Origin of the sequence: Acinetobacter sp. RIT698 (assembly GCF_009668065.1) — a bacterium.
Classification (GTDB): Bacteria; Pseudomonadota; Gammaproteobacteria; order Pseudomonadales; family Moraxellaceae; genus Acinetobacter; species Acinetobacter guillouiae.
Genome location: NZ_WJYH01000067.1, coordinates 1 through 19341 on the forward strand (window position 1 = coordinate 1; position 19341 = coordinate 19341).

General features: G+C 35.6%; 21 protein-coding genes. 7 read left to right on the plus strand and 14 right to left on the minus strand.

Translation table 11 applies throughout. The annotated features are described in order from the left end of the window. Together GJV03_RS19520 and GJV03_RS19525 are read left to right on the plus strand one after the other, a co-directional pair. A partial coding sequence (locus tag GJV03_RS19520; RefSeq protein WP_154130905.1) for a DUF2750 domain-containing protein occupies window positions 1–348 on the plus strand: 348 nt, incomplete at its 5' end. 147 nt (window positions 349–495) lie between these two features. Beyond that, window positions 496–927: a CBS domain-containing protein gene (locus GJV03_RS19525; protein ID WP_154130906.1), complete on the plus strand. Its 432-nt coding sequence runs from the start codon at window positions 496–498 to the stop codon at window positions 925–927. 89 nt (window positions 928–1016) lie between these two features. Here the strand turns inward: GJV03_RS19525 and GJV03_RS19530 are convergent, their stop codons facing one another. The 11 genes from GJV03_RS19530 to GJV03_RS19580 form a co-directional block, all read right to left on the minus strand. Further along, the gene (locus GJV03_RS19530; protein WP_154130907.1) at window positions 1017–2450 is read right to left on the minus strand and encodes a MoeA protein; all 1434 of its coding nucleotides are present in this window, start codon (window positions 2448–2450) and stop codon (window positions 1017–1019) included. 139 nt (window positions 2451–2589) lie between these two features. Continuing rightward, window positions 2590–4023, minus strand: coding sequence for a MoeA protein (locus GJV03_RS19535; RefSeq protein ID WP_154130908.1), 1434 nt, complete (start codon window positions 4021–4023; stop codon window positions 2590–2592). A gap of 215 nt (window positions 4024–4238) precedes the next feature. Beyond that, window positions 4239–5447 carry a tryptophan synthase subunit beta gene (gene trpB / locus GJV03_RS19540; RefSeq protein WP_004719602.1) on the minus strand — a complete coding sequence of 403 codons (1209 nt, stop codon included), beginning with the start codon at window positions 5445–5447 and terminating at the stop codon, window positions 4239–4241. Window positions 5448–5510: 63 nt separating this feature from the next. Continuing rightward, a complete protein-coding gene (locus GJV03_RS19545; protein ID WP_004719601.1) occupies window positions 5511–6698 on the minus strand; it encodes a VWA domain-containing protein in 1188 nt (395 codons plus the stop codon). 15 nt (window positions 6699–6713) lie between these two features. Continuing rightward, entirely contained in the window at window positions 6714–7565 is an 852-nt protein-coding gene (locus GJV03_RS19550) for a MoxR family ATPase (protein ID WP_004719598.1), read from the minus strand. A 20-nt stretch (window positions 7566–7585) separates the two neighbouring features. Next, entirely contained in the window at window positions 7586–8026 is a 441-nt protein-coding gene (locus GJV03_RS19555; protein WP_042141307.1) for a hypothetical protein, read from the minus strand. Further along, window positions 7992–8297, minus strand: a complete 306-nt coding sequence (locus GJV03_RS19560) for a YcgL domain-containing protein (protein ID WP_004822235.1) — start codon at window positions 8295–8297, stop codon at window positions 7992–7994. Before GJV03_RS19560 ends, GJV03_RS19555 begins: the two co-directional genes overlap by 35 nt. A 184-nt stretch (window positions 8298–8481) precedes the next feature. Beyond that, window positions 8482–9624 (minus strand): HRDC domain-containing protein, encoded by a 1143-nt coding sequence (locus GJV03_RS19565; RefSeq protein WP_016539239.1) that lies wholly within the window; start codon window positions 9622–9624, stop codon window positions 8482–8484. A 347-nt stretch (window positions 9625–9971) separates the two neighbouring features. Further along, window positions 9972–10568, minus strand: a complete 597-nt coding sequence (gene recR, locus GJV03_RS19570) for a recombination mediator RecR (protein ID WP_004719588.1) — start codon at window positions 10566–10568, stop codon at window positions 9972–9974. A 10-nt stretch (window positions 10569–10578) separates the two neighbouring features. Further along, window positions 10579–10908, minus strand: a complete 330-nt coding sequence (locus tag GJV03_RS19575) for a YbaB/EbfC family nucleoid-associated protein (RefSeq protein ID WP_004719585.1) — start codon at window positions 10906–10908, stop codon at window positions 10579–10581. A 112-nt stretch (window positions 10909–11020) separates the two neighbouring features. Further along, window positions 11021–12208: an O-succinylhomoserine sulfhydrylase gene (locus tag GJV03_RS19580; protein ID WP_154130909.1), complete on the minus strand. Its 1188-nt coding sequence runs from the start codon at window positions 12206–12208 to the stop codon at window positions 11021–11023. A 141-nt stretch (window positions 12209–12349) separates the two neighbouring features. Between GJV03_RS19580 and GJV03_RS19585 the strand changes: the two genes are divergently transcribed. The 5 genes from GJV03_RS19585 to GJV03_RS19605 all read left to right on the plus strand — a co-directional run bounded on the left by GJV03_RS19585 (window position 12350) and on the right by GJV03_RS19605 (window position 16444). After that, entirely contained in the window at window positions 12350–13441 is a 1092-nt protein-coding gene (locus GJV03_RS19585) for an alpha/beta fold hydrolase (protein WP_056511927.1), read from the plus strand. Between the two features lie 9 nt (window positions 13442–13450). After that, window positions 13451–14323 (plus strand): NAD(P)-dependent oxidoreductase, encoded by an 873-nt coding sequence (locus tag GJV03_RS19590; RefSeq protein ID WP_056511828.1) that lies wholly within the window; start codon window positions 13451–13453, stop codon window positions 14321–14323. 81 nt (window positions 14324–14404) lie between these two features. Continuing rightward, entirely contained in the window at window positions 14405–14671 is a 267-nt protein-coding gene (locus tag GJV03_RS19595) for a YARHG domain-containing protein (RefSeq protein WP_004719576.1), read from the plus strand. Window positions 14672–14699: 28 nt separating this feature from the next. Beyond that, window positions 14700–15116 carry an HIT family protein gene (locus GJV03_RS19600; RefSeq protein ID WP_004719575.1) on the plus strand — a complete coding sequence of 139 codons (417 nt, stop codon included), beginning with the start codon at window positions 14700–14702 and terminating at the stop codon, window positions 15114–15116. 221 nt (window positions 15117–15337) lie between these two features. Further along, window positions 15338–16444 (plus strand): porin, encoded by a 1107-nt coding sequence (locus GJV03_RS19605; RefSeq protein ID WP_154130910.1) that lies wholly within the window; start codon window positions 15338–15340, stop codon window positions 16442–16444. A gap of 339 nt (window positions 16445–16783) precedes the next feature. Here GJV03_RS19605 and GJV03_RS19610 read toward each other — a convergent pair whose 3' ends face one another. From GJV03_RS19610 to GJV03_RS19620, 3 genes are all read right to left on the minus strand, one after another. Further along, window positions 16784–17344, minus strand: a complete 561-nt coding sequence (locus tag GJV03_RS19610) for a DUF4256 domain-containing protein (protein WP_353163139.1) — start codon at window positions 17342–17344, stop codon at window positions 16784–16786. A gap of 158 nt (window positions 17345–17502) precedes the next feature. Beyond that, window positions 17503–18228 (minus strand): hypothetical protein, encoded by a 726-nt coding sequence (locus GJV03_RS19615; protein WP_154130912.1) that lies wholly within the window; start codon window positions 18226–18228, stop codon window positions 17503–17505. A gap of 147 nt (window positions 18229–18375) precedes the next feature. Continuing rightward, window positions 18376–19128, minus strand: a complete 753-nt coding sequence (locus tag GJV03_RS19620; RefSeq protein WP_105712431.1) for a hypothetical protein — start codon at window positions 19126–19128, stop codon at window positions 18376–18378. Window positions 19129–19341 lie beyond the last annotated feature (213 nt).

Here is a 19341-nt window from a genome sequence, read left to right on the forward strand (position 1 = left end):
TCGAATGAATTGTTTATTAAAATTTCTATTTTAAAATCACTCATGTATTGTGGTGTACTTTGGGGACTTTACCACGATGGCTGGGCAATGAAGTCTGGTTCAAATGAAGTTTATTTTCCTTTTTGGCTAAACGCTGTTCAAGCCCATCAGTATGCAAAGATTCATTGGCCTCACTACACCCCTCGCAGAATAACACCTAAAGATTTTAGAGAATCGCTGTTACCTACATTAACACGGCTCAATATCATGCCTGCATTGTTTAATTCTTCATCTCGAAAATTTAAACTCTCAACCTCTCAAATGGAACATTTCTTTTTTCATAGTCATGTTCAATTTCAACCGGCTTAAAGGCGAAGATATATTTTTATCGGTTTAAAATTGTTGTAAAAAATAAACTTTATATTTTTATGACTGCAAAGTATTTGCAAAGTTAAAAAATACAGTTAAGTTAAAGGTGTGCAGATTGGTAAGCACCCTAGAAAAGGAAGAATAATTATGACGACAGTAGCACAAGTAATCCAAGATAAGATTGGTCGTGAAATTTATACGATTTCACCCTCTGCCACAGTATTAGAAGCCATTACACTTATGGCAAACAAAGGTATTGGTGCTGTGGTTGTCACTGAAGATACAAAGGTCGTCGGAATCCTTTCAGAACGCGACTATACGCGTAAAATTGCGCTTATGCAGCGTACATCAGACCATACAACGGTCGCTGAAATTATGACGTCTAGAGTGATTTCTGTGACACGTGGCCATACTGTTGAAGAATGTTTAAATTTAATGACTGACGGACACCTACGCCATTTACCTGTGATTGAAGGTGAAACGCTGGTTGGATTTGTTTCTATTGGCGATTTAGTCAAAGCTACGATGGAAGATCAACGAAAATTGATTGAACAGTTAAGACAATATATTTCAGGTTAAGTGACATTATAAAAATATAACCCTCCAGATGGAGGGTTTTTTTATCGTGTATAGAAAATTGGCAGCTCAGCTTGCATGTAAAACCTTTTTTAAATTTCTAGATAATAGAAATAATCACCAGCTTTAAGTTGCATGTCTTCATTTATCATGGGGATAAAACAATTACACTCACTAAAGAAACTCAGCATATCGGGACGTTCATTTTCTACTTTAATAATTTTAATTTCTGCAATCTTAGTCGTACTCATTTCCCCATCTTTACCATAATGCACATCACTCGCATACCCCCAAAAAAATCTATGCTGACTGTCAGCAATTCCTTGATAGTCAAAATCATGATTTAAAACGCCAATTTTCCATTCAGGTTGAACCGGTTTGTTATATAGATGGCTGAGAATCGTTGGTTTTATAAAAATATGCATATTAATAATAATATCAAGAATATAGCCAGGTATATAACTTACGATAGCCCGATCCTCATAAGTTTTAGTTCTCGTGCAAAATGGAATTCCTTTTTCATTGAGATATTTAATCGTTTCTTTTTTTATTGGACTTCTTAAACCGCCGACCATCATCTTAAAAGAATTTCCAATCAAATAACTTTTTTGATGAACTAAACCTTGTTCAGTTAATACGTTTAACTCATTAATGGATCTAAATAGACCCAATTGGACAAGATGCTGATCTACAGCCAGACCGCATGCAACGATATAATCAAAGTCTTCTGTAACTTTTTTAATATTCTGAATATATGTTTCAATATCAGTTGTGATTTCAAAATCTTCTATTGAACGATTATTTGACTCATATCTTGATGGCTTAATTTTTATCACTTCAAAACGATACCCCCAACTTTTCATACAATCTTTAATGTATTCCAATTCAAAATTTTTATTGAAATGATCAAGCTCGTAATCTACACACAATATTGCAAATCGTGTATTTTTATAAACCTGTATATATTCAATGCCAGCTTGTCTCAGCAAAGCCTTTTTTGTATTGGTAATGACATCGTCTTTTTTTAAAATGATATCTTGTTCTTTATAATCATCACCTACTTTAATCACTCCACTACCTTTGTTTATCTCAGTCAACGCATTATCTTTTTGAACGCTTAGAAAAGCTGCATCAAACCATGGCTGAAACTGTTCGGTTGTTATGACTGTATTCCCAATTGTTCCCATCCTGATGTATTGAGGAATACCTGTTTCATATTCATTTTTTATTTTTATCTTGTACGGATCTTTACCGTTACGTAATGCGCCATAGAAATGGACCGAATCAATCTTTTTAAATTGTTCAATTGTGGTAATATCTTGATGAATATTTAACATTTTTCCACAAATTGCGGATAATTCTACCGATGGATAATTTTGATTCGCACATACATTTTCAGATAATCTCCTATCTAAACAATCTTCAAGTAAAACTGTTTCAGTTAAAGTAGGATTTGGTTTTATTTTACTTATCATTACCAATTTGCTAAAAATTTTTCCGACATAATCACTATTTTTTATATTCATTGGCCACCTTACGTTCACGTCAAATTTATTTTAAATAAAGTTCAACAATATGTACTGCTGAACTTTTAATGTTGCTTTTGGTTATTAAAAATCTAGAAAAAATCGATCAACTCGTGCCTAAAATCTTATTATTCGTGTTTTATATTTCAAGATAATAGAAATAATCACCTGCTTTGAGTTGCATGTCTTCATTTATCACGGGGATAAAACAATTACATTCACTAAAGAAACTCAGCATATCGGGACGTTCATTTTCTACTTTGATAATTTTAAGTTCTGGAATTTCTTTGGTTACAATTCTAAGCCTTTCATCATAAGTTGTATGTGATACATAAGCCCATAAAAATTTGTATTTATACTCTTCAATGATATCAAAACTATAATCGTGGCTTAATACTCCTATTTTCCATTCAGGTAGAGTAGGCTTTCGATACATTCGTTGTAATATAGTTGGTTTCACCAATAAATGCATATTTACAATGATGTCAAGAATATAACCTGGTATATAACTCATTACAGCTTTATCTTCATAAGTCATCGTTCTTTGAACTACCAAATGCCCTTGATCATTATAGAGTTTTATATCTTCTCGATATACAGGGCTTCGTAAAGACCCTGAAAATAATGTGAAATGATTCCCTATCAGTTGTACCTTCTGATTATATGCACCTTGCGAATATAGCTTTCTTAATTCATTAAGGGATCTTAATAAGCCTACTTGATTGAAATAATTATTATTTGCTAGCCCACATGCAACAATATAGTCATAGTTTTGTGTTACTTGCTTGATATTTCTTGAATAGGTTTCGAAATTATTAGCAACGCTTTCATCCGTAGTTTCACTATTGGGAGGGACATTTTTGAATGGTTTAACTTTAATTACTTCAAAATCAAAACCCCAACTTTGCATGCAATCCTGAATATATTCTAATTCAAAATTTTTATTCAAATTTTCAAGTTCATAATCAACACAAAATACAGCAAACCGAATCTTTTTATAAACTTCAATTTCATTTACACCTGCCTGCCTCAATAAGGCTTTTTTTGCATTTGTAATAATATGATCTTTTTTTAAAACTAAATCTTTTTCATGATAATCAGCTCCAATATTGACAACACCAGTTCCTTTTTTAATATCTATCAACATATCACCTTTTTCAGAACTGAGATAAGATGCTCTAAACCAAGGTGAATGTTGCTCTAAGGATATCACCGTATTCGCTATACTGCCTATTTTTATATATGGAGCAATACTTGAAATATAATCATTTTTTTCTTTGATTAAATAAGGGTTTTCACCATTCATTAAACTTTGAAGAAAATATATAGTTTTAATATCTTTATATTGTTTAAGTGTAGTAATGTCATCTTTAATGTTTAACATCATACCACTAATTTTTGATAGAGCTACACTAGGGTATGCACAAGTAGCATAAATATCCACTGCAGATTTTCTACCCAAACTTTCTTTTAAAGGTACTTTTTCAGTTAATTTGGAAATAGGCATTACGTTAGCGATTTGCTCTTGCTGCCACAAATTATAATTTATATATTTTCGGTTTTTGATTTCCAATGTAACATCTCAACGTTTTATAAAATAAAAATTAATCTATGATGATTAAAAGATTTTTTTAAATTATACCAATTGGTATATTTTTATAATATATATAAATTAAGCTATTGTTGTCTACGCTGATGTATTTTATCTTAGTTTAAGCCTAACAACTTATGACAAGACAAATAAAAAACCTAGCCAAAGCTAGGTTTTTAGATCAAATCAATTCTTTATCAGTTTAGATTTAACTTTTCAGCAACATAGTCGGCATCTTTATCACCACGCCCTGAAAGGTTTACAACAATTTTGATTTCTTTCGCCAATTTAGGCGCTTCACGAATTGCCCACGCCACAGCATGAGAGCTTTCTAATGCAGGAACAATCCCTTCTACTCGCGAAAGGGTCATAAACGCATCTAAACACTCTTGATCTGTTGCTGTGGAATATTCCACACGGCCTAAATCTTTTAAGAAGCTATGTTGAGGGCCTACACCTGGATAATCCAAACCAGATGCAATCGAGTGCACAGGCAATGGTGCACCCTGTTCATCCTCTAGTACATAACATGCCATACCATGAATCTGACTTGGTTTACCTAAAGTCAATGTTGCTGAATGTTGTTGAGTATCCAAACCATGACCAGCAGGTTCCACACCAACCAGTTTAACCTCTACATCATTTAAAAATGCCGTGAATGCGCCAATTGCATTTGAGCCACCGCCTACACACGCAACCACATAATCAGGTTGTGCGCCAAAGCGATCTTGGGTTTGAACTTTAATTTCATTGCCGATAATAGATTGGAAATCACGTACCATTTTTGGGAAAGGATGTGGTCCAACCACAGAACCAATCGCATAAATAAAGTTTTTAGGGTCTTTTAAATACTCTTCAAATGCGCTATCTACAGCATCTTTGAGTGTTGCAGTACCTTGAGTGACTGAAACCAGTTTTGCACCCAAAATCTTCATTTTCACAACATTGGGATGCTCTTTTTCAATATCCACCTGCCCCATATGAATTTCACATGGAATACCAACCAAAGCACATGCGGTTGCAAGTGCAACGCCATGTTGACCAGCACCTGTTTCTGCAATTACTTTAGTTTTACCCATATATTTGGCAAGCAAAGCTTCGCCCAAACAATGGTTAATTTTATGTGCGCCTGTATGATTTAAGTCTTCACGCTTTAAATAGATTTGTGCGCCACCCAATTGATCAGAAAGACGTCTTGCATGAAATAAAGGACTAGGACGACCTACATAGTTGGCAAATAAATCAGCCAATTCATTTTGAAATTCAGGCGTTTTACGGATTTCTTCATATGCAACATTGATTTCATCCATTGCTTCTTTTAAATGAGGTGGAATAAATTGACCACCATATTCACCAAAAAAGCCTTGTTCATTTGGTAATGCAATACCATTTATTTGATGATCCATTTCTTTCCCTATTTAATAAATCAGCCGTTGAATTTATGAATAACAACTTTGCTTGAGAATAATTTATCGTGACAAATATTTCGTCATATCCTCAATACCTTTAAGGGTCATTGGAAACATATGATCGTCGAATAATTGTTTAATTAATGCGATGGTTTGCGTGTAATGCCAATAACCTTGCTCTTCTGGATTTAACCATGCTGTTTTTTCAAAATGATTGCGCAAGCGGCGTAACCATACGTCTCCTGCTTCATCATTCATATATTCAACAGAACCACCGACCGATTTCAGCTCATAAGGTGCCATACTTGCATCACCCACCACAATTACACGATAGTCTTTACCATAGGTATTGAATAAATCCCATGTATTCATTCGGGTAGAAGAACGACGATGATTATCTTTCCACACATAGTCATATAGACAGTTATGGAAATAAAAATATTCTAAGGTTTTAAATTCAGTTTTTGCCGCACTAAACAATTTTTCACATTGAGCAATGTGTGAATCCATCGATCCCCCCACATCAAACAACATCAAAACTTTAATTCGGTTACGCCGTTCAGGCACCATTTGTACATCTAAAATGCCCTGTTTGGCAGTTTCATAAATGGTGCTGTTAATGTCTAATTCTTCTGCAGCGCCTTGACGAGCAAACTTACGTAATCGACGTAAAGCCATTTGCATTTGTCGAGTACCTAAAATTTGTTCATCATCCAAATTTTGATATTTACGCTGTTCCCAAACTTTTACTGCTGAATTTTTACGGCTCGGGCCACCAATTCTCACGCCTTCAGGATGGTCACCAAAAGCACCAAACGGTGAAGTTCCACCTGTGCCAACCATACGGTTGCCACCTTGATGTTTTTTGTGTTGTTCACGCAAACGCTCTTCCAACATCTTCATCAGTTCTTCAAGCGAACCTGCTTTCAGCAATTCAGCACGCTGTTCAGGTGTGAGATGTTTTTCAAGTAACTCTAAATCAAACCAGTCTTTGGGAAGTTTTTGAACTTTGCTGAGCAGATCATCGATATCAAAAGTATGGATACCTTCAAAATAATCTTTCATGGCACGGTCAAATTTGTCAAAGAAGCGTTCATCTTTGACCATGACAGTCTTTACTAATTGATAAAAATCATCTTGATCGGCAAAAACCAAGCCTTCACTAACTGCTTGGTTGAGATCAATGAGTTCTCGTGTTGAAACTGGAACACCATATTTTCTGAGGGTATAAAATAATCGCACAAACATGTTGCGATCTCCTCATTAACGACGTGACATAAAGGCTAAGCGTTCAAGCAACTGTACATCTTGCTCATTTTTAATCAATGCACCATATAAAGGTGGAATCGCTTTTGATTTATCATGATTACGCAAAATGTCTTCTGGCATATCATCTGCCATTAACAAGCTTAACCAGTCAATCAATTCAGATGTTGAAGGTGGTTTTTTTAAGCCAGGCACTTGGCGTAATTTAAAGAAGACTTGTAATGCTTCTGAAACCAGTGTTCCAGAGATATTCGGAAAATGAACTGCGATAATTTCACGCATCGTTGCTTCATCAGGAAATTCAATATAATGGAAAAAACAACGACGTAAAAATGCGTCTGGCAGTTCTTTTTCATTATTTGAGGTAATGATTACGATTGGACGTTGGGTTGCAGTAATGGTTTCGCCTGTTTCATAGACAAAAAATGACATTTTGTCTAATTCATGTAGCAAGTCATTTGGGAATTCAATATCTGCTTTGTCTATTTCATCAATCAACAATACACAGCGTTCTTCGCTGGTAAATGCATCCCACAACTTACCTGGTTTGATGTAGTTTTTAATATCGTAAACACGGTCATCACCCAACTGGCTATCACGTAAACGAGAAACTGCATCATATTCATACAAACCTTGCTGTGCTTTGGTTGTAGATTTAATGTGCCAAGTAATTAATTTAAGACCTAGACTCTCAGCAACTTGTTCAGCCAATAAGGTTTTACCTGTACCAGGTTCGCCTTTCACCAATAATGGCTTTTGCAATGCTCGAGCTGCTTTTACAGCCAGTTTTAAACTATCCGTTGCGATATACTGTTCAGTACCTGTGAATTGTTGAGAATCGACAGACATAACTTACCTTTATTTTTTATTTAAAGTGGTGAAATATTTTTTGCTACAGCGCTTGCTTGGGTATTTTTCGTGGTTTTGTATTTAGACCAAAAAAATCCAATGACTAAACCAATACCCATGACAAATGTAATTAAGGCAAGATTTGACCAAATCAATGGTGAATCCTTGGTCAGAATACCAAATAACAGTCCAAATATTGCTGGCGCAATCGCTGAGTTTGGTCCTTCAGAAATGGTCGGGGTTGCAAGAACGGCAAATACAATGATCCATGTAATACCACCAAGTGGCGATGGCAATCGTTTTGAAATCGAATACCAGCACCATAAAATCAACAGCGTCCCAAGAATATAGACGGTTATTGCGATATTATCTTCTGGGATAGCATCAAATAGATCTAAAAAATTTGCCCATATTCCTGATAACTGATCAAGCACCACGTAATCCCTCTGGTTCAACCGCATTTGGGTTAATTAAACCTTCTGGCGGCATTTGAATAAAGAAGCCTTTTGTATTGAGTGAATCGATTACATGTAACACATTTACACGTGCCAAAGGTCGAGCTTCGCTCAGTTCAAGATGCATTACATGCGTTGCACGACCAAAGGCAACACGTAGTGGCTCAGAAAGAGCCGCTAAGGGATCTGCACTTTCGTCTGTATTTGGATGATTTGGGCGAGCCACATAAAGATACATTTCATCTTTTTTGCTCGATTTATAAATATCACAATGCATTTTAAACAACAGCTTCAGTAAAACTTAGTTGACAGCATACATGAAAAAAACGACGGATACATTATCGAAAGTTAACGCATCAGTCGTTATTTATGTCCAATTGCTAAATCTTTGATCAACAATAACACAGTAAGCTTTCTTGGCTATTGGTGATTATTCATCTAAACAACAGCAGCAACAGCCGCTATTCATTGACCTTCATCTGCATACTTAAAAACTTAATATCTTCTTGTAACAGATGGATAAGTGGCTGGGTAAGCAATTCATAGCGCCACCCCAACAAATAACCAGGTAAATCCTGTTCATTGCCATGAAATACCACATGATGATACAAGGCATTTAACCATTTTTTACGCATAAGTACTTCTTTAGGTACTTGCATTTCAAATGAAACCTGAGAAATTAACTCATCTACTTCAAGGGTGATTCCCTGAGAAGAATGCTTGATTGGTCGTGCAATACGCAGTGGCCACTCATCAGTTTCAGGCAGAAACTTCAATAAATCTAAAATTGTTTTTCCATGTTCACGCACAATATTTGGACGTATTCCCTTCACAGAGGACAATTGAAAATTATTTTTAGGATTGACTTCAACCAAATCAATCATCGTGGCATTTTTTAGAATAAAGCTACGTGGTTGATTGAGTGCTTTGACCATTTCTTCACGCCAAACACTTAATTGTTGCAATTGCATCAATTGTTTTCTGGAATGACGATAATTACCAATATCACAATATAATTTTTCTTTTGGTGTTTCTGAAGCGATTTCAAAGGTTAAATTTTGACAATCTTCAAGCACATGTGAATATAAGCTTTTCTCGACCAATTCAGCTTTTACTTTTTCAGCCAAACGCATAATGTATAAAACATCATTGGCTGCATAATTCATTTGTTCATCTGTTAACGGCCGAGCCAGCCAATCTGAACGTGTTTGATCTTTATCAATATCAATCTCTAACACCAATTTCAATGCATTTTGATAACTGACTTGTAGACCATGTCCTAAAAAAGACAACCCTACTTGGGTATCGAAGACATTTTTCAGATTTTTCTGATCTGCATAATGATAAATGAGATCAATATCTTCTCCACAAGCATGAAAAATATTTTGCTGCGCTTGAAAAAGTTGAAACCAAAAACGATCTAAATTTAAGGTTGTGCCGTCGAGCAAAAATACTTGACCATTGACATTAATTTGGAATACACCGAGTTTTGGCCAAAGTGTGTCGACTTTAATAAATTCAGTGTCTAGACCATAAGTCGAAGTATGTTGCATCAAATTCAACACATGTTCGAGATCGGTCTGTTGATTAATAAATTGAAACATGTCAGTTTAAGTCAAAATGTTACATTCAAATGAAATATGATTTTACCTTAATATATAAAATTTAAATATAATATTTTTAAACTAATTCTCCGTAAACACCTTATTTTTCAATAAAGTTTCTTGTGAATATTTATTTTATATATAGGTTTTACAACTTAATAAAAGTATATTTTAAAGTAATAAATAACATGGCTAATCATTGCTTTAGCTTGAGTTTACCTAAAAATTTTAGATTGAATGTAAATAATTTTTAAATGTGACAGAGTTTGTTGATCTTTTAATCGTTATCGCATTTACGCTAAACTTTCAAGCTCAACAAACTCTAAATGGTAGCAAGTCTAAGATCGCTATTTCATTCTCATGCGATTATGAACAGCCTGACTCAACGTATGACTATCCACATATTCCAATTCACCACCTTGTGGCACACCTTGTGCGATCCGCGTCATTTGCAAAGACAAATGTTTTGTCGCTTCTACAAGATAATGCGCAGTCGCTTGTCCTTCTACAGTTGCATTGGTGGCTAAAATTACTTCAGTAATTTTACCATCGGTTAAACGCTGCACTAAATATGGAATACCTATTTCTTCAGGACCAATACCATCTAAAGGCGACAAATGTCCACCCAATACATGATATTTGCCTCTAAAGCTACCAGACTGTTCTATTGCCATTACATCTGCAGGAGACTCAACCACACAAAGCAGCTGATCATCCCGATCATTTGAGCAACAAATATCACAGACTTCATTTTCAGTTAAAGAATGACAAACACTACACTCATGAATATAGGAAGTTGCTTCGTTTAGCGCATGCGCCAAACCAATAGCACCTTCTTTATTTTTCATGATCAGATGGAGTGCCATACGTTGAGCCGATTTCGGCCCAACACTGGGTAAGATTCGTAAAGCTTGTACGAGTTGATCAAAACGGTCGCTAAACACCTATGATTCCTTAGAACAAACCTGAAAGACCTGGTGGTAAACCCATACCTGAATTGGCTTCTTTCATCTTCGCTTCTGTAATGACTTCAGCTTGGCGAGCCGCGTCATTCATTGCTGCTGCAATCAAATCTTCAATCATATCTGGATCGTCTTGTAACAAATCTGGACTGATTTCGATACGCTTAACAACATTACGGCAAGTCATTGTTACTTTTACCAAACCGCCACCAGCTTCAGCATTCACTTCAGTCTGGGCAAGTTGTTCTTTTGCCTTTTTAACGTTGCTTTCCATATCTTTCTGCATACGTTGCGCTTGCTGCATAAGCATATTAATGTTCATAAAATACTCCGAACAAAAGTCCTAAATTAAATCTCTGTCTTGCACTTTCATGGCTAGTTTTTTAAAAGCCTAGAAGAAAATGAAAGAAACTCTTTTACAAATTTTGCTTATCTTAAATTAAATCTAATCCATGAGAAAGGTCACGGATAATATCATCGACATCTTCTAAGCCAACAGACAAACGGATTAAACCTTCACGAATACCCGCTGCTGCTTTTGCTTCAGGAGAAAGCTTACCATGAGTCGTTGTTGCTGGATGGGTAATTGTTGACTTAGCATCACCTAAATTACCTGTAATCGAGATAAATTGTGTATGGTCAATAACTTTCCAAGCACCTTCTCGTTCACCTTGCACTTCAAAAGAAACGATTCCACCAAAACCAGTTTGTTGTTTGGCTGCTAACTCATGCCCAACATGATCTGCTAAGCCAGCAAAATAAACCTTTTCCACTTTTGGATGAGCAACCAACCACTCGGCAATTTTTTGTGCACTTTCAGAATGCGCTTTCATACGCAGTCTTAAGGTTTCTAAACCTTTCAAAAAGACCCATGCATTGAATGGACTCATAGATGGGCCAGTGGTACGAACATAACCAAATACTTCTTCAAGTAATTTGTGATTACCGACCACAGCACCACCCAGTGCACGACCTTGTCCATCTAGATATTTGGTGGCAGAGTAAATCACTAAATCTGCACCAAATTGTAATGGACGCTGCAAAATTGGTGTGCAAAAACTGTTATCAATCGCCAATAAAGCATCATTTGCATGTGCTAAATCTGATAATGCTTGAATATCTGCGACTTCAGCCAATGGATTTGAAGGTGACTCAACAAACAGTAATCGAGTTTCAGGACGTACCGCGTCTTGCCAAGCTGTTAAATCAGTTAAATCAACAAAAGTCACTGCGACATTAAATTTAGCAACATATTTTTCAAATAATGAAACTGTAGAACCAAAAACAGCACGTGAACAAATCACATGATCGCCTGCTTTTAAGAACGACATTGCAACGGCCATGATTGCAGCCATACCTGAACTTGTTGCCACAGCCCGTTCACCACCTTCTAGTGCAGCTAAACGCGTTTCAAACATTGCTACAGTTGGATTGGTAAAACGTGAATAAATATTACCTGGTTCAGCACCAGAGAATTTTGCTGCTGCTTCCGCTGCATTTTCATACACAAATGACGAAGTGAGGAAAATTGGCTCACTATGTTCACCTTCAAAACTGCGTGTATGACCTGTACGAATCGCTAAAGTATCAAGTTGGTATTCAATGTCGTCGTGCTGGCTCATTTCAACTACTCAGTCCAAAAACTGCCTTTGTAAAATATTGCCAACATTTTGAGCGCCCTATGTATTTAAGGTCAAGGTAAAATCGTAAATTATCACATACACTTCGCTTAAATCTGCATAAAAATGAGACAATCACCGCTTATGACACAAGTATCAGCTAAGTTCCAACAGCGCAAATCCAAATTGAAGAATCTAACCACTCGTATCTTCAATGGTAAGTCATTGGTTTTATCTCAAAGTACCCCTTATGAAATTATTGCGGAGCATCATCAAACCAAAGTGCGTTACTACGCAGCTGCTGAAAAAAAATTTAAGGAACCTTTGGTTTTTACAGCGCCATTGTCAATCAATATGGCAATTTACGACCTCTACCCTTATCGTTCACTTATCAAATATTTTACCGAACAAGGCTATGATGTGTATTTATTGGACTGGGGAAAACTCAGTTATCAGGATCGCAACTTAAACTTTTTATATTTTATTGATGAAGCTATGCCGTTATGCATTAATAAAATTCGAGAACATGCTCAAAGTGAGCAAATCTCATTGCATGGCTGGAGCATGGCCGGCATTTTTGTATTACTTTACACGGCATTACGTCAACCCAATTATGTTAAAAACTTAATTATACTGGCCAGCCCAATTGACAGTTATGCATCGGGTGGTATCGGTAAACTTTATCAAAAAATAAATAATTTGATTATAAAGAATCAAAAACTGAAAGATACGTTATATAAAGGTGGTTTACCGAAAAAACTCATACATACCCCGGGCTTACTCAATGCCATTGGTTTTAAGATTTTAGATCCAAAGGGTTGGTATGAGGGTCATAAACAATTGTTGTTAAATCTAGACGACAAAGAGCTCTTACATGAACACGCTACCCTTGGAAATTTTTTAAATCACATGGTGGATTACCCCGGTGGTGTCAATCAAGACATGTTATTTAATGTTTGGCTGCAAAATCCACTGAAAAATGGGGCAATTCAGCTCAGTAACCATAAAATTGAACTTCGCAATATCGACTGTTCATTGATGATTGGGGCTGGAAAAAATGATCAAATGGTCACCGCAGATGCAGTTAAGCCTTTAAGCGAATTGACAAAGAGTAGTGATGTCACGTTTACTCTTATTCCTGGGGGACATTTAGGGCTAATGTCTAGTCAAAAAAGTGCAGATGAATTTTGGCCTACACTGTCCAGATGGTTAGAACAAAGATCGACAAAAATTTAAGAGATAGATATGAAGACTACAGTTGCATTTATTGGTTTAGGCGCAATGGGCTATCGTATGGCAGCACATTTACCCAAACATTTTGATACCGTATATGTGTGGAATCGAAATTTTGCAAAGGCCAAGCAACATGCAACTGAGTTTGGTACTCAAGCTGTCGAACTCGATCAAGCGGTGCAAGCTGATATTATTTTTTCATGTTTACCGACCAGCCAAGATATTGATGATTTAATCCAAGATTTAAAAATCAAAAATGGCGCGATTTGGGTCGATTGTACCAGTGGTGTACCTGATGCTGCGCGTAAACAGTCTGAGTATCTTCTCAAAAATAATATTCACTTCTTGGATGCACCTGTAAGTGGCCAAACCATTGGCGCTGAAAATGCAACACTGACCTTTATGGTCGGCGGTTCGGCAGAAGCATTTCAAATTGCCCTACCTGCAATGCAAGCGATGGGTAAATTAATTAAACGTGTTGGTGACTCAGGTGCCGGCTTTGCAGTAAAAGCTGTAAATAATATGATGATGGCGGTTCATTTATGTGCTGCCGCTGAAGGATTTACCACGCTGAAAGCACATGGGGTAGATTTAAATGAAGCACTTGATTGTATCAATGCATCCAGTGGTAAAAGTGGTGTGACTGAAACTGCACTACCGCAACGCATCCTCAATCGTAGCTTTCCACTGACCTTTGCTTTACCCTTATTGGCAAAAGATACAGGTATTGCCATTGATTTAGTTCGTGATGCAAGATTATCAGCACCTATTCTTGGTTTAACACAAAGCTTAATTACCGCAGCCAATAGTCTTTCAGAGCCTGATAGCGATTTTTCTACCGCCGTAAAAATGTATGAATCATGGAGCAAAATTACATTAGATTAATTTTTCGTCATTGAATAATCACAACTAAACCTTATAATCACACTAAGTGACATGTAAATATGTCAATTTCGAGGTCGTATCATGAATAAATATGTAATTGCTACACTTTCTAGTTTATCTATTTTAGTCGCTAGTCACGCTTTTGCTGATAACACCCAAGAATGTAAAAAATTGCAAGATGATTACAATGTCATTTATGCATCAAAAGGGTTCTGCTTTAAAGATCCTGAAGCAAAAGCAAAATATAATAATGACAATTGTTATACAAGTAAGCCTAAATTTTCTGAAAAAGAGCAGCAAAAACTTGACTCTATCAAGGAACGTCAGAAAGAATTGAACTGTAAATAATCACATTCACACCTTCAAGGAAATAAACATGGCTTATGATGATCAGAATATATTTGCACGAATTTTACGTGGTGAACTTCCTGCAATTAAAGTTTATGAAGATGATCATGTGCTTGCATTTATGGATATCATGCCGCAAGCCGATGGGCATACCCTAATTATTCCGAAGACGCCAGCTGTGACATTGCTCGACTTAGATCCTGAAATTGCAGCTTATACAATCAAGATTGTGCAAAAAATAGCACAAGCCATTGAAACAGCTTTGGATGCTCAAGGTATTGTATTGATGCAACTTTCTGGTGCTGCTGCTGGACAAACTGTACCTCATGTACACTTTCATTTGATTCCGAGCTCGGTGCATGAATTAGGTCGTCATGCTATTCAAATGGGCGATCAGGAAAAAATTAAAGGGTTTGCTGAAAAAATTAAGGCTGCACTGGCTTAATTCAAAATCTTTTTAGAATCAATGGGGCTAATCAAGCCTCATTTTTTTATTTAAATTACACAAATGTTAAATTTTCGTCATTAAATTGTCATTTTTTCTTCACTGATATGTAACAAAGTTTACAGATACTGCATGCAAGTTAGTAAGTAGTGCACAAACCCACACTTACTGAATAAAAAAAGTAACTGCAAACCCATTGAACATGTTTTGGAGAAATCTCAATGAAAAAAGTGCTACTCGCTGCAGCAATCGCCACCCTTAGCATAAGCGCAGCTCAAGCAGCGCCAACATTGTATGGTAAATTCAACGTAACTTTAGATCAAATTGATAAGAATGGCTTTAAAGACGAAAGCGTAACTAAAGTAAACTCTAACGCTTCTCGTATTGGTGTTAAAGGCGAAGAGAAATTAACAGATAAATTGTCTGCTGTTTACTTGGCAGAATGGCAAATCAGTGCTGATGGTGATGGCGATGCTTTCACTAACCGTAACCGTTTCGTGGGGATTAAATCAGACGGTATTGCAACTTTAAAAGTTGGTCAGTTTGATTCATATTTCAAAAATGCTGCTGGTAACAACCAAGATATCTTCAACGATCACAACGAACTCGATATGACTGCGATTTTAGTTGGTGAAGATCGTTTAAAAAACGTGATCGGTTTTGAAACTGATAAAAAATTATTGGCTGGTTTAGCTTTCAACATCATGTTCCAGCAAGGTGAAGAATCATCTGCTTTAAAAAATGATGCTAAAGGTCAAAAAGGTAGCCGTGATAGTTTCGGTGATGGTATCTCTACATCACTTACTTATGACAACAAAGACTACGGTTTTGCTGCTGCTGTTGCAGGTAACTTCGGTGTTGCATCTAAATATAATGCATATAACTCTGAATTAGGTAGCAACACAATCTACTCTGACGCAATCCGTGTTACAGGTTCTGTAGACTTGAAACCTGCGGGTCTTGATGGCTTAGTATTTGGTGCATTATGGCAAACTGCTAAACCGTCTGATGACACTGTTGCAACCACTTCTGGTACTACAGCAACATCGTTCAAAGGCTTGAAAGAAAATGCTTATGGCATCACTGCTGCATATGCGATTCCTTCTACACCGATTAAGCTAAAAGCTGAATATATTTCTGCAACAACAGAACTAGATGGCCGTGATGATCGTAAACAAGATCTTTACGGAATTGGCGCTGATTACAACATCAATAAGCAAGCTCGCTTCTACGGTGTTGTTGGTCAACAAAAGCGTGATTGGTCAACTACATCTACACCAGAGAAAAAGAAAACTGTTATTGGCTTAGGTATGGAATATAACTTCTAATCCAAACCTTTAATAAAAAACGGCAAGTGATCTTGCCGTTTTTTTCGAATCAACAAAACAAAAGCTCATTTTATAAAATACATATTCATTAGCTGAGTAACGATCATATAAATTTAGCGCTCTTATAAATAGCGCACATATCATTTCATCATCTATGACAGATCTTTCGTTTAGTAACATGAATTTCATCGTTGGATAGGCATACAATTTCTTAAACGAAAACTAAAAATAATTAACTTAAATATCAATATGTAGGATATAACAGCAGTTATATCTAAACACCAAAATATAAAAAAACTCGACAGAATCTTAGGATTTCACGCTGTCAATTTTTAACAATTAAAGTTTGATATAGGTTCGAAACCCACGACTCGCATAATATGAGCCAGCACCATTATGATAGGTAAATGTACGCCCATAACGCTGGTCACAAAAGATCGCCCCACCTTGCTGACGTAATATCGTTGGTGTTTCGACCCAGCTGGATGTTTTTAAGTCAAAATTAAAGATCTGCTGTAGAGCATAATACTGTTGTTCCGTCATTAGTGCTAAGGCATGCTTATTTACCCAATCGATCACCGTATCTTCAGGAGGATGATCCTTGCGACTGAGTAATGCCTCTCGGTCATAACACAGACTACGCCGCCCTTTTGGTGACTCAATTGCACAATCAAAAAAATACACACCTTCTGTGTTCGGTAAAACAACCACATCAGGCTCACCGCCAGTCATTTCCATTTGTTGTAAAGCCCATAACTTTTCAGGACAAAGCAAAAGTTGTTTTTGAACAAAATCCCAGCTCATTTGTGCATGTCGTTCCGTATGCTGCTGAAAACGCTGTGCTAAGGTTTTTAATAGCTTTTCAACTTGCAATGGACTCAATTTTTCTTGCTGTTTTATCATTTATTTTACTGCCTGACTTTAAGCCTTTACTAGCATAACATTATCCACCAAGTGCAACCAAATCCGCTTTTTAGGCATACAGCGGCTTTTAATCTAATAACATTATCCACCAAGTGCAACCAAATCCGCTTTTTAGGCATACAGCGGCTTTTAATCTAAGAGTAACTATTAATATTCAAGATTGTTCCATCATTTTTATTGTAAAGCAAATTACTGTCATTGCCATCAGTAAAAAATTCACAACCTATAACCTGTCCTATTTTTTCATTGTCAGAAATATTAATACTTTCTGGAAATAAATACACAGCATTCATCTCGATGTCTGTAAAACTTGAATTATTTGAAGAAATGTCATAAACAATTGAGCTAAGTTGATCATTTTTAATCCAACCCTCTATTACATTTTTAAACGCACCAAATTCATTGGTCAATTCAAAATTCAATTTGTTAATTGAAAACTCATAAAATGTTTGTAAATAATAATCTGCGTCGAACTCATCATCTGCTTTTAAGTTCAGATTTCGTTTTTGGTTTTCAATGTAATCATCCGTGCTTGTTTTTGTCTTTAAATAATGTTTTCCATTATGCTCGAAATCTTTTTCTAATCTATCAAAAATATTTTGAGCTTGTTCTGCACCTTTATAAAGTTCTTTACTGCCTTTAAATTTATATTTATTTTCTATAAGGTTAAATTGAGTGTAATGAAAAGTGTTATATTCCGTTTCAAAGCCTTCATTGATCCAGAGCCCGTTTGAAGAAACAAAATGGAATACATTTTCGGGATACTGATCCAATACTACGCTACATAATGGATAAAATATCCCTTTTAGAGTGTCATCGATAAAAACTTCGTTAAAATTTGGATATAGTTTAATTCTCATTTTCTTACATTACTCTTTAAAATTATTCCTCAATATTTTGGGATTTGTACGACTTTCAAAGTACTCATTTGACTTCTTACGTTAGTCAAAAAAATAAATAACTAAGTTTTCCATACCAACCTACCTCATACAAAGTTGACATAAATACTATTTAAATATTTCCTTTTCTATCAATAGTTTTATATCATCTATACATGCTATTCCATTTTTTTCAAAAATTGATTTTCCGTAAAAGCTTCTCAATACACTGATTAATTTTCCCTGTCGCTGCATGAGAAATAAAGTATATTCAATTGAATATTCCCCTCGAAACTCAGTTGAAATTTCAAGCAATACTTGCTGGCAAAATTGACTATTATTAATGAGTTGCTCAAGAGGAATTGGATTGAAAATAACCTTATATTTTATTTTCTCATTCTTAAAGATTGTAGAGTTTATTTCTGGTAACTTTGAAAATGGATGTTCTGATTGAAGCGGTTGTTTAAATAAACTTTCTTCAGATTTTTCAAACCAGAACCCTCTTGCAATCACCTCTATAAACTGATCATGAAATGAGAAGAGATAATGCTTAAAGTCTATAAGCATTTCATTTACATTTTCACCAAACCCATATGACAGTCCATAATTTTCCTTTTCATAATTGAATCTTTCGTCCAACCATTTTGAGTTTTCTATTCTAAAAACCCAAGTTCCACTTTCATCTGTTCCCCACTCATATTTGTAGGGCATCATTTCACCACGACAAATTTTTATCGCATCAAACTTATCAAATGTAATTCTTCCAAATTGATCGTCATGTGTTGAAAAATAAATTCCTGTTATATCATTACCATAGTAAATATCAGGACTTAAAACTGAGTCTGCTATAACTGGTATTATAATTGCTTTTACTGATTCCATTATTTATTTAACCTAATTATGCTTGCTAAAAATTATAGATTATTCACTGACTTATAAATAACTGATTTTAATTAATTTGATTACTAACACATACTTTTTAATATTTATACTATTTTTAAAAATGTGTGTCTATCATCCCACTTTATTATTTTATCTAACAACTCTCTCATACATCTTCAAACCTACAATAAAAAAACACCCCGCTCTCGCTAG